Here is a 23402-nt window from a genome sequence, read left to right as displayed (position 1 = left end):
CTGTGATGCACTCGGCGACTTCACTTGCATTGCGCTTGAAGTATGGCGACCTAGCGAAGTTGATGCTCGGCTCAGACGCGCCGACGGATATGGGAAATTGAGGGGTCTTAAGGAAAGTCGCGGCTACTGCGGCTAACAACGCAGAGTATCCCGATCAGCTCAACGCTGAGATAACGCTGAGCTTGTTCTTGGACCGCGTCTTAGCGCTAGTTGATGCACATCTACGATGCGTGTTCAGAATATGCCTGAACGGTTATAAAAAAGCTCAGAACCGGAGGAGGCCAGACCTTTTCTAATAATGGAGGTGACAAAGTGAAATATGGTGCAAGCATAGATATTCAGGAATTCATGAGTAAGCAATCCTTTACACGGGGACAGTTGCTCATTGCTTTTTTATGTGCCATGGCAACAATGATTGATGGCTACGACACGCAGGTAATGTCCTTTGTGGCGCCGTTATTGTCTGCCGAGCTGCACATCAACCGACTCGCCTTAGGGAGCGTCTTCTCTGCCGGTCTGGTCGGCATGCTGATTGGCTCGATTTTGGTGGGATTCATCTCAGATCGTTTTGGTCGACGACCGGCTCTGCTCGGTAGCCTGCTTTGGACTAGCGTTGCGATGTTCCTGACGACATTCGCCAGTTCTGTTCAAGAACTGCTCGTTTTGCGCGTGATAACGGGCATAGGACTCGGAGCAACGCTTCCCATCGCGATTGCCATGACGTCGGAAAGCGTTGCAAAGCGTGTTCGCGTAACAACCGTGATGTTGATGTATTGCTTTTTTTCTGTGGGTGGTGCGTTGGCTGCTCTCGTAACCGATCAACTTACCGTTCACTTTCATTGGTCGTCGGTATTCTTTGTTGGAGGATGTGCAACCGCCATCCTCGCTTGTGTGATCGCAGTTTTTCTGCCGGAATCAATCTCCTTTCTAGTCGCGAAGGAGAAGCCGAGGAAGGACGTCTTAAAAACAATCAAGGTGATATTTCCGTTTCTGAAAGAGAGCGATACGCCGATTTTCTCTGCTAGCCAGCAGGAAAAAAATGGAAGTCAGCCTCTTGGGAAGTTATTCACGGAAGGACGAGCGCCAATTACCGTTTTGCTGTGGATTACATTTGCTTTCGGCTATCTCGTCATTTATTTCATGCTCTCATGGCTTCCCTCGATGCTGCGAGACGTAGGGCTTGATCAACATAAATCATTCATGGTGGCCGTCGCGTTTCAGTTGGGCACGCCGCTCGGCTCAATCGTTTTGGGTCGACTAATCGATCGGTTCCAGCCGTCGGTAGTGTTGGGGACAGCATTTGTAACGGGCTCTCTATTTGTTTATTTAATTAGTATTTCAAGCGGATCGGTGGTCATGCTCTGCTTACTCGCGCTCGTTGCGGGAGCATGCGTCGTGGCAGGTATGATCGGCTTTGTGGCAAATGCTGCTGAGCTCTATCCGACCGCGATTCGGGCAACCGGCATAGGTTGGGGACTTGCAATGGGTAGGATCGGCGGTATCGTCGGTCCTACCTTGGGCGGCATACTTCTTTCCATGGAGGTGTCGTCCCAGAATGTCTTTCGTTTATCTGTCCTGCCGGAGCTCATTGCCGGGCTGGCCACCTTTGCGCTCATTTATTTCAGTCGCAGATTGCAAAAAAAGGATAGAGAAATGCCTAACCGCGAGCTAACGGCAGGAATGTCAATGTCGGATTGAAGACCTGCCAAGAGACGAACGTCCCGACTCTCTGCTTTGCGGCCATGAGGCTTTCGAATGGCCCGCGCGGATAGGCTGGACGGTACTTGAGCGTTTTGAAGATGCTTTCGCTGAAGGGGATATGTGATCAATCACCTATCCCCTTATCCGTTGTGGCCGAAGATATGCCACGTGATGTAAGGAAAGCCGGGATCCTTATAGCGCACCTCGCTTTTCCGTTTCATGGATCTGCCAGCCGACGATCTTGCGGTTGTATATATCCCGAAACAGGTACAGATAAAAATAGATTCCGATGCCCTGCGTCGACAAATACGTGATGTCCAGCTGAACGACAACGCGACGAATATTCTAGCGTTAAATTGCGACATAAATGCTTGCTTAAAATTGATTTATGAGTCATCATTCATTTAATGGTGGGGAGCGCCTGCCGCTTGCGAAGTAGGCGTGGTATTGCACTCACCAGGATTCGAGTTTAAAAAAATGATTTGTCAGAGGGTCAAGGCGCCAAAGAAGCCGTGGTCGTGACTGATCCCAACAACGGTAGATAACATGATTTCATCAAGCATTGTGGGCCGGACTGCCGGTCAATCCGAGGTAGTCGCAACATTGCGGCGCGTGCAAGCTTATGCGGCCGTGCTTGGGGCTATTAAAGACTGCTATACCAATGACCTAACGTCGGAAGTTGTGGCGCCCCCGCCGTTCGCAGTCTGCCTCGAGTGGCCAGTGGTAAGCGGTTGGTGGAGTGAATTGGGAGATTTCTCCAGCCCAGAAGAAGCGCTTGGTTCTGTCCATGTGTTACAAGATTCGCGTTTCCATGCTTTGATCAAGCAGGGGCAATCATTGCGTACCACCGGTCGGATTGCAGCAGTTCGCCAGACGCGCGCCGGGGCCTATGTAGCGCTTAAGCTTGAAACCGTGGATGCTGTGACAGCACAACCGATGGTGTCGAGTTGGTGGGGGGGTATCTTCTTGAATACATCTGTTGACGGTGATGATCGTTGCGAAGAAGAGTCGCCTCTCTTGCGGCCGGATGCCGAAGTGCCAGCGGGCTTCGATCGCATTACGCTGCCGATTCAGCGCTTGTATCCTCACCTCTATTCCGAGTGTTCCCAAATTTGGAATCCAATCCATACTGAAAAGTCTTTCGCCAAGCAGAATCGCTTAGACGATATTATTCTGCACGGCTCAGCAACTTGGGCGCTGACAGCGCAGAAGCTGATTGATTTCTACGCCGATGGCGATCCTGGTCGCCTTGCCCGAATAGCTGTGCGCTTTAAGGCGCCTGTTATCCCGGGACTGCCCATCACAATTGAACATACATCCGATTCACCTGACGGACGGGAAGTGGCGTTTGCCGTAAGAAACGCCTCAGGAAACCTGGCGCTAACACATGGAATTGCGGAATTTCGTTGACGTCACTTCCACTACGTTACTTTTTGAGTAAGTCGAAAGAGCACTGACTATGTTGAAGACAAAAGAATCAGGTAAGCGCTTCACCCGCGCCGAGAAGTCGGTACAGGTACGACAGAATTTGTTGGAGGCGGCAATGGATATTATCGGGAAATATGGTTACGCCGATGCATCGATCGCAAAGATCACCGACCTGGCCAACGTCGCTCAAGGTACCTTCTATAACTACTTCGAATCCCGAGACGACATATTGAATCAAGTCCTCGTGGCGATGGGTGAAATGATGCTCGACTTTATCTCCGGCGAGGTAACAGCGGAAGATGCAATTGAGCGAGAAATGCAGCGATTCGACGCCTTCTTTAAGTTTCTGTTAAAGAAACCTCAGTTCTATCGCGTCCTTAACGAGGCACAGATTTTTGCCCCGGAAGGATATAAGAAGCACTTCGAAAACATCACGGGGAATTATAAATCTACTCTCCGCAGAGCACACAAGAATGGCAACATCAAAGGCTACGATGAGAACGAACTCGATGCAATCGTGGCGATCTTAATGGGCATTCGTGCCTCTCTGGGCCAGGAGTACGCCTATTCAGATGGAAAGGTTAGACCGATTCCAAGCTTCGTTAGAGACGCATATCGAAAGCTGATTGAACGGGGAATTTTCACATAAGACGGCAATAGAGTTTACATCGGAGGCACGATAACTTCGTGCTGCATAGATGAAGGTCTCTCACCACAAGTTGAGAGCCGGGGACTCGTTCCGCCCGAACAAACGCATCGACTTGATGTCGCTTTGCATACTTGCCAACCTGTCTGGGTGTGGCGAGTTCCTCGCTAAGAGCGCGTACTAGCATGTGCGCTCAGCACGCTTTCTTAGCGCTAGTGTTTACTTTCGCAGTTTCCAGCAACGCATCACAGTCATCGTTTTGTGATCTTTAATTCATAGTACATAGCATATAAAAATTGCTAGAGCTCACTGGAATCTTTCATAAATATTCTAATGTATCGGAGGTTAAGATGGTTATAGACGTTCACGGACACGCATTTTCGGAGCGCTTTCTTCACGATCTCGCCCGCACGCCAATTGCTGGGTTGCAGTGTAGCAAAGAGGGGGGGCTTTTTCAGGTCCGGCACCCGGGCGATGAGCGAAATAAGAGCACACTAGATAAGCATCTTTACGACATGCCCTATCGTCTCGACGGCATGCGCAAGCGCAAGATCGAAAAGCAGTTCTTTGGTCCACAGCCATTCCTTCTGTCTTGGAAAGGAAGCGCAGCCAACGTCGCGCTTTCTCGCGCATTGAACAAGCAATCAGCCGAGGTCGCTCAAGACGGCGAGGGATTGCTCGAAGCCATGGCAGTGCTGGCGTTGGGCGAACCTGATCGTGCTGCGGATGAATTAAAACGCGCCGTCGAGGACTATGGCATGCGTGCGGCGATGATTCCTTCGACCGCAGGAGGTCGTCCGCTGGACGATGCCATTTTTAGTCCCGTATTCGAGATGGTGGAACGCTTAGGTATTATGCTTTTCATGCATCCCACGGAGATGCATACCGAGCGCTACGGCCATTATTTGAACCACGTGCTGGTTGGCTTTCCGCATGAAACAACCTTGGCGGTTACCCGCATGATATTCGAGGGATTCTTCGAGCGACATCCCGCATTAAAGCTCATTCTGGCGCATGGAGGCGGAAATCTGGCCTTTCTGAGTGGCCGTCTCGACGCAGCTTACGAGGCTACCGGCTGGGAGGCAGATCCTTACTGCCGAAAATATATCACCAAGGCACCCAGCGCATACTTGAAAGATCTTTATTACGACACGTGTACCTTGAGCGAAGATAGTAACCGTTTCCTCATCGAAAAAATGGGTGCGAATCGCGTGGTGTTTGGAACGGACTATCCCTTCGACATCGGCGATCCTGAAGGTCGCCGGTCTTTCCCTGTTCTGGACTCCTTGCCAGCCGATCAGCGGGAACTGGTCGCACGCGGAAATGTGATTGCGCTGCTCGAACGCTAAACGTCACCAAGCTTCACTGAGTTTCACTTGTAGTCGTAACAAGCAAAATGCGATATCGCTAATTTTCTCACTCGTACTGCAAGGGTCCCTTTGCGCCCAAATTTTTTGATATTGGAAAATAGACCATGCTCCAAACCGATTCGATATGCCAATCGCTTCCAAATATCCTGGCTGACAGGGCAAGCTCTCACCCTGAAACTACGTTCATCCGCACAGTCGATGGCGAGGCTGTCACCTATGCCGCAATGGAGGGCAATGTTCGAACCTGGACTGAGACACTGAGTCGAGCGGGCGTAGGAGCATCTTCAAATGTACTCGTCATGCTGCCAAACAGCGTTGAATCGATCACCGTATGGATGGCGATTGCACGTCTGAGCGCCGTCGAGGTTCCTATCAATTCCGGATACCTCGGCAATATGCTAAGCCATGTTGTCAACGATTGTGGCGCGCGATGCCTGGTGGTTCATGCACGCTATCTGGATAGGTTCGAGGAAATTAAATCCGACATACCCAACGTCGAAACGATCATCGTGGTCGGCGATCTGCCGGAGACTGGTAATTCGTTTTTTGATTTGCGCGTTCCGCTGACAAAATGCGAACTGCCGCCGCTTGCGCTGCCCCAATTGGCTTCGCATGACCTCGCCTGTATTGTCTACACATCCGGCACTACAGGGCCATCAAAAGGGGTAATGATGTCCTGGCGCCAATTGATTGAAACGGCGCGATGGTGTATTCCCATTGAAGATCTGACGTCGGAGGACATTTGGTACTGTCCCTGGCAACTTTATCATGTCAGCGGGAAATTAAGCGTCGTTGGCACGGCGATGGCCAATGCAACCTTGGTTCTCAGAGAAACCTTCAGTACCAGCCAGTTCTGGGACGACATCAAGCGCTTCGGATGTACCACAACGATGCTGGTTGGCTCCACCATCCTATTTCTGGAAGCGCAACCGCCTAGTGCTGAGGATAAAAAGCATCCTTTGCGCAACGTCTATGTGTGCCCGCTTCCATCCAATCCGAATACCTTCATGGAACGCTTTGGCGTCCGGCTGTGTACCGCTTTCAATATGACTGAAACCAGTTGTCCAATCGTAACCGGATGGCAACTCGGCCCCGGCGACAGCTGCGGTCGTCCGAGACCCGGCGTGCAATGTCGTATCGTCGATGATCACGACGAGGAAGTTCCGGTGGGGACCGTGGGTGAGCTGTTAATCCGCACCGAGCACCCTTGGGAACTCATGTCTGGTTACTGGAACCGCCCCGCTGCGACGACCGAAGTCTGGCGCAATCAATGGCTGCATACCGGAGACGCATTTAAATGCGACGCCGAAGGCAACTATTTCTTTGTTGATCGGATGAAATACGCTATCCGCCGACGTGGTGAGAACGTGTCTTCGACAGAGGTCGAGATGGAGGTCAATGCACATCCAGACGTGGCCGAATCAGCAGCCATCGGCGTTCCTTCCGAATGGGGCGAAGAAGATATCAAGGTATTTGTCGTAACAAAAAATGGAGAGGATATAGACCCCGTCGGATTGATCGAGTTTCTATCCGCCAGGGTGCCGCGCTTCATGCTGCCTCGCTACATTGTATCGGTTTCAGAGATCCCGAAAACGCATACTTTCAGAGCTAAAAAAGAGGAACTTCGATCCATGAAAACAGAGCATCGAACATGGGATCGCAGCGCGCAATGACGTGTGAATTGAAAACTGCGTCTGCAGCTCGGCTGGCGCAAAAAATATTGAGAAAATTATGACTATCAAATTTGAAGTTACGCAAAGTATTGCGACCATCACGCTCAACCGTCCCGAACGGCTTAACGCCTTGACCCACGCAATGCTCGATGACCTCGCCTCGGCGTGGAGGGAAGTTCGGGATAACAAGGACATACGCGTTGCTATCTTAACGGGTGCTGGAGAGCGGGCTTTCTGCGCCGGAGCTGACCTAAGGGAATACATCCCTGAACCACCGCCCATATCCGACACCTGGACCAGCCAGGCCGGTTTGCGTCCCGATCGCGGAATCGATATCTGGAAGCCAGTCATCGGAGCAGTCAACGGCCATTGTCTGGGTGGTGGAATGACGCTTCTGCTCGCCACAGACATTCGGATCAGCGTTCCCCACGCCACATTCGGTACGCCTGAAGTTCGATGGGGCGTTCTGGCGAGCTGCGGAGGAACGCAACGGCTGATGCAAGAACTCCCCAGCGCGATAGCAATGGAACTTCTGCTGACCGGAAAACCCTTTGACGCTGAAACAGCCGAACGAAGAGGGTTGATCAATCGCATTGTTGAGCCAGCTCGGCTCCTCGCTGAAGCCGAAGCCTTAGCCGAGCAAATTGTCGCGAATGCACCGCTCGCGGTCCAGGCAACGAAGGAACTGGCAATCAGATCTCGAGGCATGAGTCTGGATGTTGGCATCCGGTTAGAAGATGCGATGGTCAGGCTTCTTCAATCGACCTCTGACGTGAAAGAAGGAACAGCTGCATTCGCAGAGCGCAGAAAGCCATCCTTCACTGGGCAATAAGAAATTAGCAATCAACAAGGCTTAGATGAAAGCAATTTCGTCCAAATTTTTTAACCTGTTTTCATTGGCCGAGCCTTACGCATTTGTTAGCGGTAAAAAAATGGGTAATAATTTTAACTGACGGAGACAGGTGTAAATCATGAAAAAAGTATTAGCTAGTTCCGCAATAATGGTCGCTTGCACTGCAAATTTTGCCTCTGCGCAAACTAACGTAATCATCTACGGGGTGCTCGACGAGGGCATCACTTACTCCACCAATCAAAAGGGCAATACGAACGTGCAACTTACCAGTGTTGGCGTACAAGCGAGTCGCTTGGGATTTAAAGGTTCAGAAGATCTCGGTGGTGGGCTGAAAACGATTTTTATCCTGGAAACCGGATTTGATCCAGGCACCGGGGCACTTGGTCAAGGCGGCAAACTTTTCGGACGGCAAGCATTTGTCGGCCTGCAAAGTACGCAATGGGGTACGCTGACAGCTGGCCGTCAATATGATCCGTTGGTGGGGAATTTTGCACCATTGACTTCGAATGCCGGCTTTACCGGTATCTATTTTACGCATCCGTTTGATAACGACAACGCTGCTAACACGATTCGCTTTAACAACGCCGTCAAGTATGCAAGTAATACCTATGGCGGTTTTAGTTCAAGCGTAATGTACGCATTTAGTAATCAGAGCGGTGCTTTTGGAAATGACCGAGCCTGGGGTGCCGGCGCAAAATATGAAAATGGTCCACTCAAATTGGGCGTAGGTTATCTCGAACTGGATAATGGCGGCGCCAGCACCACCAATCCGAATCCGGCAGGCACTGCGCCAGATGCGCCGGTGACGGCCTCACGCGCACGGATGTATGGCTTGGGTGGCAGCTATCAGATAGGCCCGGCGCTTTTGGGCGCAGCTTGGTCTGGCTCCAGGTACAACAATGTCGGGCCGACGCTGACCAGCGGGATTAACAATAATTTTAATAACTATGAATTGAACGCTCGGTATTTGGTCGCGCCAACGCTGATGCTTTCGTTCGCCTATACCTACACTACAGTCGATATCAGCGGTCGTCCTGGGGTGACCAATTCAAAGTTTAATCAATTCGGTGTACTGGCAGATTACTTCCTGTCTAAGCGCACCACTTTATACACTGAAGGCGTTTTTCAGCGCGCTGGCGGCGATCCGTTTATCGCCGGTGGAAATGGCGGGCCCGCAGCACAGATTCAGGGCTTGTCAGCGTCATCAACGAATAGCCAGGCGCTTATCCGCGTAGGTATGCGCCACAGTTTTTAATCTCTGTAATGGCGATAGTGGCTTCGTCAGAGAAAAACTGCGAAGCCGTTTCGTTTTATCGCAAAAAAATGGTTAGTATCACCAAGTTAATGTGATGTTGCCTGCAGCTTAAGCGAGGCTAATCCACGTCCCATTCGCGCACAGGACCGGCTTGTTATAGACAATACGTGATTGGGAGCCGAAAGGTTTTGAAGCTTTGCGCAGGCGTGGATAAACCGACTTCAAGGGCTTTGCAATTCCGTTACTTCCGACATCAGCCATTCACGAAATACCGCGATCGCCCGATCTTTGGCGCGTTCTTTTTTGTACAGCAGATAGTAATCGCCATCGCTGGACACACGTTCCGTCACGGCCACGATCAGGCGGCCTGCCTGGATATCGTCGCTGACCAGTACGCTGGGCACCAGCGCCACGCCTTTGCCGTCCATGGCTGCCCGTACCGACATAAAGAAATGCCCGAAGTGCAGTACCCGTGCGGAGGGTTGATAGGCGACGTTTAACGCGCCGAACCAGTCTTCCCATGCATGCGCGCGGGAGTCGGTATGGATCAGTGGCAGAAAGGGTAACGCGGCTGGTTTGATCGTGCGCTGATCTTTTAATAAATCTGGACGACAGACCGGCACCAATACATCCGGAAACAACTTGTCGGCACCTAATCCCTTCCATTCATTCGTCATCACCAGATCGATTCTGGGCGCACCGTCTTTGTGGCGTTGCGCTGGCAGTTTGCCGACCCGGATGGCGACGTCGACTTTGTCGCGATCAAAAGCGACCGGCTCGATAGACGTGATTAACCGGACCTCTACGTTCTGATGCATTTGCGTGAAGCGTACCAGTCTGGGCATTAACCAGGTGGATGCCAGTGTGGGCAGAATATTGAGGATTAAGCCTCGCGTGGGTTTGGTTTTGGTCAGTGTGCGCGAGACTGCATCGATCTGATCAAAGGCTTTTTGCACCGCGCTAAACAACAAAATGCCTTCTTCGGTTAAGGCGATTTCGCGGGTCAGGCGGTTGAACAGTTTCAGCCGATAGTGTTCTTCCAGATTTTTGATGTGGCGGCTGACTGCGCTCTGGGTTATGCACAATTCGTCTGCCGCCACGGTGAAACTCATGTGACGGGCAGCGGCTTCAAAAGCACGCAGGGACATCAACGGCGGAAGGGATCTTTTCATGATTCAGGATAGCGCATTCCGCGCCGGATATGCATGATTAAAACTGATGCATGCGTAGGAACAAGTCAGTTGTCTGATCTTTTGCGGGCGTCCATGATTCATCTCAACGAATAACAATAATTGTCGATCGGGACCGCTTTTTGCTAGCGGCCGGATTGGGCCGATCTGGTGCGCGGCAGAACAGTATTACCTCCGAATCGACGTTATTTTATTGAAAAATTACAAATAGAGAGACACCATGGCTACGACGCAACATACGCTGCTTTCGGCGCGCGGATTATCTAAGCGATTTGGCGCAACTTGCGCCTTGCGCAGCGCTGATTTAACGGTGCAAGCCGGGCAGGTTCACGCCCTGATGGGCGAAAATGGTGCAGGCAAAAGCACGCTGGTAAAAATGCTGGTGGGCGCCTTGCAACCGGATGCTGGCACCATCGCATTGACCGGCGCACCGGTAGTATTTCATTCGGTCCGCGACGCTATCGCTGCCGGAATTATTCCCGTGTATCAACATTCCACGTTGTTTCCTGAAATGACTGTGGCGGACAATCTGAACGCGTTTGATGCTGCACGAGAAAGTCCGTTATGGAAGCGCAAGGCCCCGATCGCCTTAGCGACTTATTTAGAGATCGCCAAACGCATGGGTCTGTTAATCGATCCAGCGCAAATGGTCAGTCAGCTATCGATGGCCGAGCGGCAACTGTTGGAGATTACCCGCGGTGTTGCGCGCAATTGTCAGGTGCTGTTGCTGGATGAGCCGACCGCTGCGCTGAATGCGCATGAAGCAGAGCGTTTGTTTGCGGCAATTAATAGCTTGAAACAAGAGGGAAAAGGCATCATTTTTATCAGCCACAAATTGAGTGAAATCACGCAAATTTGTGACGCCGTGACGGTCTTGCGCGACGGCTGCACCGTGCTGGATGCGGTTCCGACCACGTCATTGAGCCATCACGCTATCGTCGAGGCAATGGTCGGCCCGGTAGCGTTACGGGCCGAGCGCGAATTGCCCGTTGCCGGAAAACAGCGCCTGCACGTAGCCGGGCTGAAATGCGGCGCAGCGTTCGAGGATTTATCGCTCAACGTAGCGTGCGGCGAGATCATCGGCATCGCTGGTCTGATTGGTTCCGGTGCACTAGAAGTGGGCGAGGTCCTTGGCGGTGCGCGCATATCCAGCGCAGGCACGATACAAGTGGATGGAGTGGATATCGCCCAGACCTCGCGCCGCCGCTTTAAGCAGATCGGGGTTGGTTTAGTACCCGCAGATCGTACCGCGGATGGCATTTTTCCCGGTTTGAGCTGTGCGATCAACGCGGTTGCCTCTGCGTATACAGCGATTTCGGTTGGTTCTTTTTTGTCGAATCGGATCGAGGTGAATGCCTCTAAAAAACTGTTTGAAGATCTTCGCGTCAAGCCGAGCGATCCCAGCGCCGTGATCAGCGCGTTAAGTGGCGGCAATCAGCAAAAATTGTTGATTATCCGCAATCTTTTACTGCCGGATATGAAGCTGTTGATTCTTCTGGAACCAACCCGGGGCGTCGACGTGCATGCACGCGATGCGATCCACGACGCCATTATCGCCGCCGCCCGCACCGGTATTTCGGTGGTGGTCGCCTCCAGCGATATCGAAGAAGTCATGATGCTGTCGCATCGGGTGTATGTGATGCGCAACGGGCGCTTGGCGGATGTCTTTAAACGCGGCGCCGATCCTTCGGAAATCCTCGCCTGTATCAGCGGTGGACAGGATGCAACCAACCACACCGGGAGCCAACATGCGTAGCATTAAACAATGGCCGGTATCGGTATGGGTTTGTCTGGCGTTATTTGTCGTTTGTCTGATCGCGGTGCCACGTTTTGGAACGGCATCCAACTTTCTCAATCTGGGCAAAGTTGCTGCCGTCCTGATTCTGGTGGCAATCGGGCAGGGCGCGGTGATCGTGATACGCGGTCTGGACTTTTCTATCGGGTCCGGGGTGGCGATTTTTAGCGTGGCGACGGTCTTGTGCGTTCCCAGCTTGGGCATCGTTCCCGCGTTTGGTATCGGCATGCTGGCAGTGCTGCTGCTGGGATTGGTCAATGGCGCGTTGATCGGCTTTCTGAAATTGCCCGCATTTCTGGTGACGCTCGGCACGATGATTGCGGTGCATGGATTTTGCAGTGTGATCGTCGGCGGCGCACCGTTAGAAGCACCAACCGGAATCGATTTATCCGGTTTGGCAAATTCGCAAATGCTGGGTTTGCCCAGCATCGTCTGGCTGGCGATTGCGGCATGCCTGATCGGTTTGGTGGTGATGCAATTCACGACTTTTGGGCGAGAGTGCTATCTGATCGGCAGCAACCCGGACGCCGCCCGTCTGGTCGGGATTCCGGTGCCGTTGCGGATCATGCAGGCTTACCTGATCAATGCGGTCTTAGTGGCGCTCGCCGGGGCTATTCTGACCTCGCGGCTGGGGTCCGGTCAGCCTAATCTGTATCCCGAACTGCCATTTGAAGCGATTGCCGCGTGTGCCATCGGCGGTATCCCGCTCAGCGGCGGTCAGGGCGGCCCGGTCCATGCCGTGATCGGTGTATTTATTCTGTCGATGTTTGTGAATGCGCTGGTGCTGCTTAACTTTCCCAGCTATCTGCAAAACATCCTGTTGGGGGCGTTGATTGTCGGTTCTGTATTGGTGCAACGCTGGGGGATGCGCTGGGCTGCTGCTAACCGCCGCAATGTGGCGACCGTCGCTGAAAATATTGCCACAAACAATGCAACATCGGGAGCGCTGTAATGACTCTGCAATTAAGCAAAAAGCGCGTTGGCGCAGCACCGCTCACCGCACAATGGCGACGTCCAAAAGCGCGTGAATTGACTGGTCCCTTTGCCTGCGTGGTGTTGGTGCTGATCATGAGCGTGATCTCGCCGGGATTTTTAAGTTTCAACAACTTTGCGAACATCTTTTCACAAAGCAGTATTTTGTTTGTATTAGCGCTAGGCCAGATGCTGGTCATCATCACGCGGGGTTTTGATATCTCGGTAGGCGCAGTCGCCGCGTTGTCATCGGTCGTCGCGGTGCAAGCGGTAGCGCCCTTCGGTGAGGAAAATGCCATCATTTTCGGCGTTGGCACCGGCCTTATCGTCGGCGCGATCAACGGTTATCTGATCGCCTGTCAAGGCTTGCAGCCGATCATCGTAACGCTTGGCACTACGCTAATCGTGCGTGGCCTGGCGACGGCGCTGGTTGGCGATGCGGAGGTGATATCGCTGCCGTCGGACAGCTTTCTGCAATCGCTCGGTTATTCCGGTTTGCTGCATATTCCATCGCTGATCTGGATCGCTTCCGGTGCTGGCCTACTGATCTGGGCGGTTACCAAACGACTGCCATTTGGTCGCTGGCTGTATATGGTCGGCGGCAATCCTGAAGCGGCGAATCTGGTCGGCGTGCCGGTCCGCAGCTCTAGCGTGATTGCCTATTCTTTATGCGGTGGCTTGGCTGGACTGGCAGGCATGTTTCTGCTGGCACGTAGCGGCTCTGCGGTCGCTATTGAAGGTGCTGGCATGGAACTGCAAGCGATTGCGGCCTGCGTGATTGGCGGCATTGCGTTAAGCGGCGGCACTGGCTCGGTATGGCAGGCCTTGATTGGCGCGGTGTTTATTCAGGCCTTGTTGAATGGACTGAATTTGCTGGGTTCATCGCCGTTTGTATCGGAAATGGTTTTAGGCGTGGTGCTGGTGTCGGCTGGTGCGCTCGACTATATCGTTCGGAAATTCCATTAATTTTGTTTGCAACGCTCATTTATAACGCATACCCACAGGAGAGATTGACATGAAAAAGATTGTCTTCACGACGTTATTGGCAATAGGTGCACTGAGTACATTCGCCGCCAGCCCCAGCTGGGCGCAACAGAAAATAACGATCGGTTATGCGACGCCGGAACTGGCCTCGTCATTCTGGATATCGATGACCTATGGCGTAGAAAGCGAAGCCAAAAAGCTGGGCGTCACGCTGGTCAAACTTAACGCCGGTGGCGACGCCAACGTGAATGTCCAGATATCGCAGATTCAGGATTTGATGGAGCGCAAAGTCGACGCCATCATCGTCGGTGCTACCAATGGTCAGGCGGTCAATCCGGTGGTTGAAAATGCGATTGGTAAAGGCATTCCGGTAGTCGGTTTGTCCAGCATCCCGAATTCAGTCGGCCTCGCCTCTAAAGTCGGTGCAGACCACTACGACATGGGCCGTTTGCAAGCCGAATGTCTGGGTAAAACACTGGGCGGCAAGGGCGCAGTGGCGATGATCGCGCAGCAACAAGGCCAGACCTGGGCCGATACCCGGCGGCGCGGTTTTATGGAAACCATGAACAAAGAGTTTCCGGCGATCAAAGTCATCGCAGAATCGCGTAAATCGGTCACCCGCAACGGTGCGATCAATTTAGTCGATGACTGGATTCAACGCTTTCCAGAAATCAACGGCGTCTATAACGCCATCGACGATACGGCTGCCGGTGCGTGGCTGGCAGTGAAATCGGCAAAGAAAGAACAAGTCATCAAAATCACTGCATCTAATTTAAGTCCGACCGCGCAGCAAATGCTGAAAGATGGCGAGCTGGTCTGTACCTCCGCCCAGCAAATCGTCACGCAGGGCCGCGAAGCCTTGCGCCAGGCAGTGCTGGCGGCTACCAAAAAGCCGACGCAAGCAGTGGTGGAAACACCGGCTATTCTGGTGACAAAAGACAATCTTGCTACGCTTGATCTGAGTCTTTTGACTGCGCCAACCAGCTATAGACCCTAAACCGCGTGCTATCCAATAACCTTAAGAATTTTGAACCAGAAAGGTCAGTGTGATGCTTACTTCTCATAATCGCTTCCCGTATTCGGCCATTACCGAACGTCCTCAGTTCAACTGGCCCGGTGAGAAACGACTCGCCGTGCATCTGTGCCTGAACCTGGAACATTTTGCCTATAACGAAGGATTGGGACTTTCTTATTCGCCCGGTATTGCCCATCCCAATACGTATAACTGGGCCTGGCGCGAGTACGGCAATCGGGTCGGCGTCTGGCGGATTATCGATCTGTGCAATCGGCTAGGCCTGCCACTGTCGGTGCTGCTGAATTCAGCTTGCTATGACCATTGCCCGCAAGTGTTGGAAGCGCTAAGAGCGCGGGGCGATGAGATTCTGGGGCATGGTCGCACCAACTCTGAACATCAAAATAATTTCTCTGAAGCAGAAGAGCGCGTGCTGATTCAAGAGGTGACCGATGCCATTACGCAGCACGAAGGGCGTGCGCCCGCCGGATGGCTCAGCCCCGGTGTCAATCCTAGTAATTTGACGCCCGATCTGCTGCAAGAGGCTGGGTACAGCTACATCCTCGACTGGCCGCTGGATGATCAGCCGGTCTGGATCAACACCCGCAACGGGCGTTTGCTGAGTGTGCCGTATCCGCATGAAGTCAATGACATTCCGGCCATCGCTTTGCACGATACGACGGCGGAAGGGTTTGCCAACATGATCATCGATAACTTCGATGAAATGCTGGAACAGAGCGCTGACCAGCCGCTGGTTTTTGGGATATCGATCCACGCATTTTTGATCGGACAACCGTATCGGCTGCGCCATTTCCGCCGCGCCATGGAACATATCGCACAGCATCGCGACAAAATTTGGTTCACCACAACGGGCGCCATCGCACAACATTTTATCGATCATGACCAGCCAGCAGGAGGGCAGGGTCGATAGGTCGTCAACTATTAAAAGAGGGAAAGCATCATGTCACATAAAAAAGACTTAACCGTCGGGATTGTTGGATTAGGCGCTGTGGGAAAGACACTGGTCAAGCGTCTGGATGACGGCATCTTTGGATTGAAACTCAGCGCGGTCAGCGTGCGCGACGTTAAAAAAACCGCAGGTATATTGCAAGGCCTGAAGGGAGACATCAAGATTCTGACGCTGGAAGAGCTAGCAGAGGCAGTTGACGTAGTCGTGGAATGCGCACCAGCAGAGCTGCTGCCAGAAATCGCCGAGCCAGTCTTGCGCGCAGGAAAAACCCTAATTGTACTGAGTGTCGGCGCTTTGCTGGATCGCATGGATTTGATCGACCTGGCGCGTGAGCATGGCGGCCAGATCATCGTGCCGACTGGCGCGCTGCTCGGATTAGATGCAGTAACGGCTGCGGCAGAAGGGAGTATTCATTCAGTCAGAATGATTACCCGTAAGCCAGTACGCGGTCTGGTCGGCGCTCCATTTTTGGTCGCCAACAAAATCAACATTGACGATATCACCTCGCCGATCCAGATTTTTTCAGGCACGGCACGTGAAGCGGCTAAGGGTTTTCCGGCCAATCTGAATGTTGTGGTCGCACTGGCGCTGGCTGGGATCGGCCCGGATCAGACGCAGCTAGAAATCTGGGCTGACCCGGCATTGACGCGCAACACGCACGTCATCGAAGTTGATTCCGATGCGGCGTCGTTCTCGATGAGCATTCAAAACATCCCGACAGAAAATCCGAAAACTGGCCGTATCACAGCACAAAGCGTGTTGGCCGCGCTGCGTAAATTGCGCAGCCCGATTCGGGTCGGCACTTAATCATTTATGCGACCAGCAAGCAGAACGACAATCACAGGAGAAACAACATGGATTTAGGCATAGCAGGTAAAACCGCACTCGTGATGTCGGCAGGCGGTGGACTTGGCTCCGCGATTGCGGCAGCGCTTGCCGCAGAAGGCGTCATCGTCGCCATCTCGGACCAAAACGAACAAGCATTGGCACAGACGCTGGAAGTCATTTCCGCACGCGGCGGCAAGGCCGTGCCGTTTGTCGCCGATCTGGCCGATTTACGCAGTATCGACGCGATGTTGGAAGGCGTGCGAAGTGCTGTCGGCGATCCCGATATTTTGGTGAACAATTCCGGCGGCCCGCCGCCATCCAAGGCATCTAACGTGCCTGCCGATACCTGGCGCAAACAGTTCGACGCGATGGTCTTGTCGCTGATGCATTTGACCGATCAGGTATTGCCAGCGATGCAGCAAAAAAAATGGGGCCGCATCATTACCAGCACGTCGTCAGGCGTTATCGCACCGATCCCCAATCTGGGCATGTCGAATACCTTGCGCATGGCCTTAGTCGGTTGGTCCAAAACCTTGGCCGCCGAAGTGGCTGGCGATGCGATCACCGTCAACGTGGTATTGCCGGGCCGCATCGCGACCGATCGCATCCGTTCGCTCGATGAAAGTCGTGCCAAACGCGAAGGCAAAACCTATGAACAAGTCGTTATCGAAAGCACAGGCGCGATTCCGGTCGGGCGTTATGGGCGTCCCGAAGAATACGGCGATGTGGTCGCCTTCCTCGCCAGTGAGCGTGCCGCTTTTGTGACCGGCTCTGTGATCCGCGTCGACGGCGGCATGATTCAAAGTATTTAATTTAACCCACTTATTCACCTACTTAGCAGGAGTATTCAATGAGTAACGAAATAGAAAAGTCACGGAGTCCGATTGAGCTGGAAGAAATCCGTCAGCGCTATCTCGCCGTCGATACCTCAAACGTCGCCGATGTGCTGGATGCCCTCGGTTATTTTGATCAGGGTTTGTCGTCGGAGTTCTCGCCTTTCCCCGCCGATAGCAAGAAATTGGCTGGTTGGGCGTACACGATTCGTGGGCAAATGACGCCCTACGGTCAGGGCGGCGATGCCGACAAAATGAAAGCCTGTCAGGGCGTTACCGCCGGGCAAGTCACGGTATGGAGCGGCGACGGCGAAGGCATCTGCTATTTCGGGGAATTGATCGCGATTGGCATGAAAGAACGCGGTTGCGTAGGCTCACTGATCGATGGCGGGATTCGTGATATCCGCTGGATTGCCGAACAGGATTTCCCGCTGTTTGCACGTTATCGCACGCCGGTGCAATCGATCGGTCGCTGGAAAGTCAACGCATGGCAGATTCCGGTTGTTCTACGTGGCGCGACTTCGCAATGGGTGCAAGTTCATCCTGGTGATTTCATTTTGGCGGATGACGATGGCGCGATTGTGATCCCACAAAAGATCGTCGAAAAAGTGTTGATCGATGCTGAAGCATTGACGGAAAAAGAAAGACAAATTCGTATCGATCTTCAGGCCGGATTGACCTTAGCTGACGCATTATCAAAATACGGTCATGTCTGATGTGATTGACATTTGTGCTCAGGATGTTGCTGCTAACGCGGCGCATCTTGGGATAGCCTTATCGACGGCGCGTTGCGCAGAAATTGTTGTAGCCGTCGCGCCGACTCTGGCGCGGGTTCGTAGATTGAATCCTGCCACCGAAGGCGATCTTTACGCTTTCGAAAACGCTTTATTTTCTCTGCAATCTGATGACTGATCCCTCCCTGCTGAACGTTGAACAGTTGCGTGCGGCATTGTCTGCCGGTGTTGTTGATCCAACCGATGTTGTCGCCGCGATGGCGCAACGCAGCAGAGCAGTCGATGCGCAGACCAACTGCTTCGTCGCCTTAGACGAAACGGCGGCGTTAAAGCAAGCCGCAAGTCTTAACGCACAGCGCGCCAGCGGTCGTCCCGCAGGTTTGTTATGGGGCGTGCCTTATGTGCACAAAGATGTTTTCGTCACGTCATCGCGCCATCCGGCTGCGGGGTCATTGTTTTCTGAATTACCCGTCGCATTCGGCAGCGGATCGGCATTGACCGCCCTTGACAGTGCAGACGCCATCGCACTGGGCGCAACGACGCTAGATGAATGCAGCTATGGCGCAACCGGCTTAAATGACCATCATGGCGATTGCCGCAATCCGTGGGATGACCGCTTTATTACCGGCGGATCATCTAGCGGTGCCGCAGCAGCAGTGGCGGCGCGCGCGGTGCCTTTTGCGATTGGCTCCGACACGGCTGGCTCAACGCGGATTCCGGCGGCGCTGTGCGGCGTGGTTGGGTTCAAGCCAACTTTTGGGCGATTGCGTACTTCCGGTATGGTGCCGCTTTCGCCGTCGCAAGATACGGTTGGTGTGATTGCCCGCACGGTGCGTGATTGCGCGTTGGTGACAGATGCATTGGATCGTCACGCATCGCCGAGGCTTCGATCTTCTCGGGCGCTGATCGAGGGAATAGATGGCTCTGTTAATAACCTCAAAATCGGTATTTGCTGCCATCCATTTTTTACGATGCAAGATGCAGAAACCGGGGCCGTCATATCGCAGGCGTTGAGAGTGATTGAGCGGCTAGGCGTCAATCTCAAGGAGCAATTTTTGTCCGGTCTGGAGGATTGCGACGCTGCCGCTGCGGTGATTACGTGGATGGAAGTACGTGAGGCTTACGCCGGACTATTGCGGACTGCACCGCAGAAATTTTCACCGTCTACACGGTTGCGGCTGGAAATGGCGATGGCACCGACAGCAGAAGATTATCGGCTTGCCCAAGCGTATCGGGCGGGCGCATTGCGTGCATTTTTCGACAGCGCCTTTGCCGATGTCGATGTGCTGGTCGCCCCCACAGTTACGCTGGCAACGCCGATGATCGCGCTGTTGTCGACCGATCCAAAAGAAAGCGTTAAAACTACGACGGCTTTTCTACGTTCAAACCGCTGTATCAGTTATCTCGGTCTGCCTGCATTGTCAGTGCCAGTGGGTTTTACTTCGCAAGGATTGCCGGTCGGCTTGCAATTTATCGGCAAGCCTTGGGCTGAGCTGGCGGTATTGCGCTGCGGCGCGGCGTATCAAGCGGCGACCGATTGGCATATGCAATTGCCGCCATCCTCTAATAATAGTTAAGTCACGAGAAAGACCATCACGATGGATGCAGTATTTAAGGCAAGCGCGTTAGCTTTCCATGAGCAAGGCAGGCCAGGAAAAATTGCGGTCGTCGCGACCAAATCGGTACAGTCGAAAGAAGACCTGGCGCTGGCGTATTCGCCCGGCGTTGGCGCTGCTTGCGAAGCCATTCACGCTGATGTCGAGAACAGTTACCGCTACACCGCCAAAGCCAATCTGGTCGGTGTCATCTCGAATGGTACCGCTGTATTGGGCTATGGCAACATCGGGCCGCACGCGGCCAAGCCAGTGATGGAAGGTAAGGGTATTCTTTTTAAACGCTTCGCCGATATCGATGTATTCGACATCGAAATTGATGAAAATGACCCTGATCGCCTGATTGAGACCATCACCCGCATTGCGCCGACCTTCGGCGGCATCAATCTGGAAGATATCAAAGCGCCAGAATGTTTTCATATCGAAAGGGCGTTGCGGGCGCAGCTTTCTATTCCCGTATTTCATGACGATCAGCACGGTACGGCAGTCGTCGTCACGGCAGCGGTAATCAATGCCTTGCGGCTGACTAAACGCGCCATCGGCGAGATCCGCCTGGTGTGTAATGGTGCCGGTGCCGCCGCGATAGCCTGCCTCGATATGCTGGTAGTGCAAGGTGTTGCGCGAGAAAATATATGGGTATTCGATTCAAAAGGCCTGCTATCGGCCAGTCGCTTTGATCTTAGCGAAGAGAAAGCTCGCTATGCACAAAACAGCGATCAACCATCCTCAATGACACTGAAACAAGCATTGCAAGATGCCGATGTTTTCCTCGGCGTATCGAAGGCAAATGCGCTGCAACCGGACGACATTGTCGGGATGCATCCGCAGCCTTTGATCATGGCGCTTGCTAATCCGATCCCCGAAATCATGCCGCAGCTGGCGCGCGCTGCCCGACCGGATGCGATTGTCTGTACCGGGCGCTCGGATTTTCCGAATCAGGTGAATAACGTGCTGTGCTTTCCGTATGTTTTTCGGGCCGCGCTGGATGTGCGCGCCAGCACAATCAATACCGCCATGTTATCCGCCGCAGCGCGCACCATCGCCGATCTGGCCTACAGCGCGTCATCCCAAGTCACGCCCGGCGGGCGCGCTTTGGCGGATTATCTGATTCCAGATGTTTTTGATCAACGGTTGTTGCCGCAGATTGCGACAGCGGTCGCCAGCGCCGCGATGGACAGCGGCGTCGCCCGCCTGCCGTTGCAAGATAGCCTGGCATATACTTGCGCATTGACCGATCTCGCACGACGACTGGCGGGAACGCCGGTTCAAAAGGTAACGAATGATGCAGTGCTGATGATGGTTAATGAGGACTAAGAAAAATGACGATCAAACAAATACTGGGTGCAGATTTATACGTGAAAGATGTTGGTCAAGGCGAACCCGTCTTGCTGATACACGGGATCACCAATTTCCATCGATCATGGGCCGGTCAAATTGACAGTCTGGTGCAGCAGGGATATCGGGTTATTGTGCCCGACCTGCCAGGCCATGGCGACTCCGCGCCTTTGCAGCAAAAAATGACGGTAGACGCGCTGGCAGCCACTATGGCGGCGTTGCTGGATGATATGGGTATCGCCACCGCGCATTTATGCGGTGTGTCTTTAGGCGGGATGGTGGCAATGACATTTGCGCTGCGCTATCCACAACGGGTGAAGCGTTTAATCGTGGCCGATACCGCTGCACGTTTTGATTCAGAGCCGCATCAGAAAATGTTGGCCGGATGGACGGCGGATTTTTTGGCAGAGGATGGACCGCTCAACCGCCTGAAAAAGACTTGGCCGATGTTGGTCAATGAAGCCTTCAGAAGCTCTGCCGACGGTGACGCCGCTTTTAAAGAGTGGGTGATCAACGCACAAAAAGCCAGCGGCAGCTCATATGCATATGTCTGCGATGGACTGGTGGAATACAACATTGAAAATGCATTAAACGGTATTACCCAACCGACGTTAGTGCTGGTCGGTAGCGAAGATAAAATGCTGACGCCTGTCGACAATCAGGCAATCGCCGACAAGATTCCTGGTGCACTATTTGAAGTGATAAAAGGCGGATCGCATCTTCCAAATGTGGATAGTGCACAGGCATTTAATGCAGCCGTACTGCGATTTTTGGATAAGGCCTAAGTCTGCGATTGTGGTTCATTTTTTGCGTTGATCTAGCTTTTGTATGTCGCATAAAAAAGTGATCATTCCCTTTCGGGATGGTCACTTTTTCATTGCTGATACCCGCGAAAATCGGGCTGCCATACTCTCTTAAAAATGCACTTCTAACTGGGCGATTGGCGTGGTTTGATTGGCCTTGCTCTCGCCAAACTTATTCGTATAATGATCGACCCCGACGCCTGCATAGACGGCATCCTTATGGCCTGCCAGCGAGCCGATATCAAACATCACTAACGCGTGTAAGACGGTTTCCGCAGCGGTTTCTACGCCAAAGCCGTCTTTTCCTTTTTTGCCCGTATGCACTGCGTAGCCTTTAAAAACGACCGGTATGCCGAGGCTAAACGCCTTGCTCCATGCCGCACACAATTGATAGGTATTGTCGAAGTGGACGCTCTTGCCGACGATCCCATTATTGTTAGTCTCATGCACCATCGCCACGGTGAAATCCAGAAAACCGTTATCGACTGCAAAATTCAACGTTGGTCCGACGATCAGTTTGATGGGCCGCGAACCGAAGCCGGTATTTTTGGTGCCAATATCAAAACCGGTCGTCAGCGATACATCCTTCACAGGCCCAAACGACAATTTACGGTCGCTCACCGCGCCCATGCTTAACTGATTTCGATAGACCGCATAGACCTCGGCCGCGCCATCGGTATTGCCCACGCCTGCGGAAGGGTCCTGGCTATCGGATTTAAGGAACTGAAAATCGAAATAATTACTGCCGTATTTATAGCCGCTGGCGTGCGTAATTTCCAATACGGTTTTGGCGATCTTCTGGTCATTTGCAGGCTCGCGGTAATCTGTCCCGTAATTGATATTCATCGACGTATCGCTCCAGTCAGCCGCCCAGACGCTGGTTGCCAGCATGGGTGAACATCCCAGAATGATTGATGCAGCAATGATGCTTTTCACAATTTGTCTCCCTAATTGAATGTGAAACGAAAAAAACCGCAGACAATCTGCGTCGGTTTAAGGCAAGTGCACGACGACGTTTGAAGGGGATGAAGCACGGATAAAACCGTGATTTTTGCGACCCGCGTGGGAAGCTATTCGCAAGTTCCGCAGCAGCCCGTCCGTCTCTTTATTGTTGTTCGTCGTGATGCATCATCGGCGACGGAAAAAGATCGGACAAATGACTTGTTAACCGCAGAGCATGAGTCAGAATCATGTATTTTTTTGGACCGAATCTGCACCCGTATTGCACCAATTAAGATGTGATCAGCACCATCGCGATGCATGACCGGCACGCATGTATAAGTGACGTTAAGTGATTGGTCGATGACGCGCAGGCGCTTTATTCTGCGTAGACGTGCTGGTTCAATGCAACGCTGAACCGACGTCAGTTGTCCTCCCGTCCCACTGTCATGTAAAGGAAGTAAACTA

Annotated in this window: 21 protein-coding genes; 19 read left to right on the top strand and 2 right to left on the bottom strand. The window is 52.9% G+C overall.

Annotation, left to right across the window (positions count from 1 at the left end):
- Window positions 1-312 precede the first annotated feature (312 nt).
- The 7 genes from C7W93_RS17815 (at window position 313) to C7W93_RS17780 (ending at window position 8926) form a co-directional block, all read left to right on the top strand.
- Window positions 313-1698, top strand: a complete 1386-nt coding sequence (locus C7W93_RS17815; protein ID WP_108441602.1) for an MFS transporter — start codon at window positions 313-315, stop codon at window positions 1696-1698.
- Between the two features lie 549 nt (window positions 1699-2247).
- On the top strand, window positions 2248-3111 hold the full coding sequence (locus C7W93_RS17805; RefSeq protein WP_108441600.1) for a MaoC/PaaZ C-terminal domain-containing protein: 864 nt from the start codon (window positions 2248-2250) through the stop codon (window positions 3109-3111).
- Between the two features lie 49 nt (window positions 3112-3160).
- A complete protein-coding gene (locus C7W93_RS17800) occupies window positions 3161-3778 on the top strand; it encodes a TetR/AcrR family transcriptional regulator (RefSeq protein WP_108441599.1) in 618 nt (205 codons plus the stop codon).
- Window positions 3779-4125: 347 nt separating this feature from the next.
- On the top strand, window positions 4126-5124 hold the full coding sequence (locus C7W93_RS17795; protein WP_108441598.1) for an amidohydrolase family protein: 999 nt from the start codon (window positions 4126-4128) through the stop codon (window positions 5122-5124).
- 125 nt (window positions 5125-5249) lie between these two features.
- Entirely contained in the window at window positions 5250-6818 is a 1569-nt protein-coding gene (locus C7W93_RS17790) for an AMP-binding protein (protein ID WP_108441597.1), read from the top strand.
- Between the two features lie 58 nt (window positions 6819-6876).
- The gene (locus C7W93_RS17785; protein ID WP_108441596.1) at window positions 6877-7650 is read left to right on the top strand and encodes an enoyl-CoA hydratase/isomerase family protein; all 774 of its coding nucleotides are present in this window, start codon (window positions 6877-6879) and stop codon (window positions 7648-7650) included.
- A gap of 139 nt (window positions 7651-7789) precedes the next feature.
- The gene (locus C7W93_RS17780; RefSeq protein WP_225869926.1) at window positions 7790-8926 is read left to right on the top strand and encodes a porin; all 1137 of its coding nucleotides are present in this window, start codon (window positions 7790-7792) and stop codon (window positions 8924-8926) included.
- 221 nt (window positions 8927-9147) lie between these two features.
- On the opposite strand, the gene C7W93_RS17775 is transcribed toward C7W93_RS17780, so the two are convergent.
- Entirely contained in the window at window positions 9148-10098 is a 951-nt protein-coding gene (locus C7W93_RS17775; protein ID WP_108441595.1) for a LysR substrate-binding domain-containing protein, read from the bottom strand.
- 238 nt (window positions 10099-10336) lie between these two features.
- On the opposite strand from C7W93_RS17775, the gene C7W93_RS17770 reads away from it, so the two are divergent.
- The 12 genes from C7W93_RS17770 to C7W93_RS17715 are packed head-to-tail and all read left to right on the top strand — an operon-like array spanning window position 10337 to window position 21977.
- Window positions 10337-11872, top strand: coding sequence for a sugar ABC transporter ATP-binding protein (locus C7W93_RS17770; RefSeq protein ID WP_108441594.1), 1536 nt, complete (start codon window positions 10337-10339; stop codon window positions 11870-11872).
- Window positions 11865-12863 carry an ABC transporter permease gene (locus C7W93_RS17765; RefSeq protein ID WP_161539958.1) on the top strand — a complete coding sequence of 333 codons (999 nt, stop codon included), beginning with the start codon at window positions 11865-11867 and terminating at the stop codon, window positions 12861-12863. The genes C7W93_RS17770 and C7W93_RS17765 overlap by 8 nt, the downstream gene beginning before the upstream one ends.
- A complete protein-coding gene (locus tag C7W93_RS17760) occupies window positions 12863-13849 on the top strand; it encodes an ABC transporter permease (RefSeq protein WP_108441592.1) in 987 nt (328 codons plus the stop codon). The genes C7W93_RS17765 and C7W93_RS17760 overlap by 1 nt, the downstream gene beginning before the upstream one ends.
- A gap of 49 nt (window positions 13850-13898) precedes the next feature.
- Entirely contained in the window at window positions 13899-14864 is a 966-nt protein-coding gene (locus tag C7W93_RS17755; RefSeq protein ID WP_108441591.1) for a TMAO reductase system protein TorT, read from the top strand.
- A gap of 52 nt (window positions 14865-14916) precedes the next feature.
- Window positions 14917-15810, top strand: coding sequence for a polysaccharide deacetylase family protein (locus C7W93_RS17750; protein ID WP_108441590.1), 894 nt, complete (start codon window positions 14917-14919; stop codon window positions 15808-15810).
- A gap of 30 nt (window positions 15811-15840) precedes the next feature.
- The gene (locus C7W93_RS17745) at window positions 15841-16656 is read left to right on the top strand and encodes an aspartate dehydrogenase (RefSeq protein ID WP_108441589.1); all 816 of its coding nucleotides are present in this window, start codon (window positions 15841-15843) and stop codon (window positions 16654-16656) included.
- 47 nt (window positions 16657-16703) lie between these two features.
- Window positions 16704-17489: an SDR family oxidoreductase gene (locus C7W93_RS17740; protein ID WP_108441588.1), complete on the top strand. Its 786-nt coding sequence runs from the start codon at window positions 16704-16706 to the stop codon at window positions 17487-17489.
- 38 nt (window positions 17490-17527) lie between these two features.
- Window positions 17528-18226, top strand: coding sequence for an RraA family protein (locus tag C7W93_RS17735; protein WP_108441587.1), 699 nt, complete (start codon window positions 17528-17530; stop codon window positions 18224-18226).
- Window positions 18219-18422, top strand: a complete 204-nt coding sequence (locus tag C7W93_RS17730) for a hypothetical protein (protein ID WP_108441586.1) — start codon at window positions 18219-18221, stop codon at window positions 18420-18422. Before C7W93_RS17735 ends, C7W93_RS17730 begins: the two co-directional genes overlap by 8 nt.
- Entirely contained in the window at window positions 18415-19821 is a 1407-nt protein-coding gene (locus C7W93_RS17725; RefSeq protein ID WP_108441585.1) for an amidase, read from the top strand. The genes C7W93_RS17730 and C7W93_RS17725 overlap by 8 nt, the downstream gene beginning before the upstream one ends.
- Window positions 19822-19842: 21 nt before the next feature.
- Window positions 19843-21171, top strand: a complete 1329-nt coding sequence (locus C7W93_RS17720) for a malic enzyme-like NAD(P)-binding protein (protein ID WP_108441584.1) — start codon at window positions 19843-19845, stop codon at window positions 21169-21171.
- A 5-nt stretch (window positions 21172-21176) separates the two neighbouring features.
- Window positions 21177-21977: an alpha/beta fold hydrolase gene (locus tag C7W93_RS17715; RefSeq protein ID WP_108441583.1), complete on the top strand. Its 801-nt coding sequence runs from the start codon at window positions 21177-21179 to the stop codon at window positions 21975-21977.
- Window positions 21978-22106: 129 nt separating this feature from the next.
- On the opposite strand, the gene C7W93_RS17710 is transcribed toward C7W93_RS17715, so the two are convergent.
- Window positions 22107-22931 carry a hypothetical protein gene (locus tag C7W93_RS17710; protein ID WP_108441582.1) on the bottom strand — a complete coding sequence of 275 codons (825 nt, stop codon included), beginning with the start codon at window positions 22929-22931 and terminating at the stop codon, window positions 22107-22109.
- Window positions 22932-23402 lie beyond the last annotated feature (471 nt).

It is taken from the genome of Glaciimonas sp. PCH181 (genome assembly GCF_003056055.1).
Classification (GTDB): domain Bacteria; phylum Pseudomonadota; class Gammaproteobacteria; order Burkholderiales; family Burkholderiaceae_D; genus Glaciimonas.
This window is presented reverse-complemented; position numbering and strand designations above follow the sequence as displayed.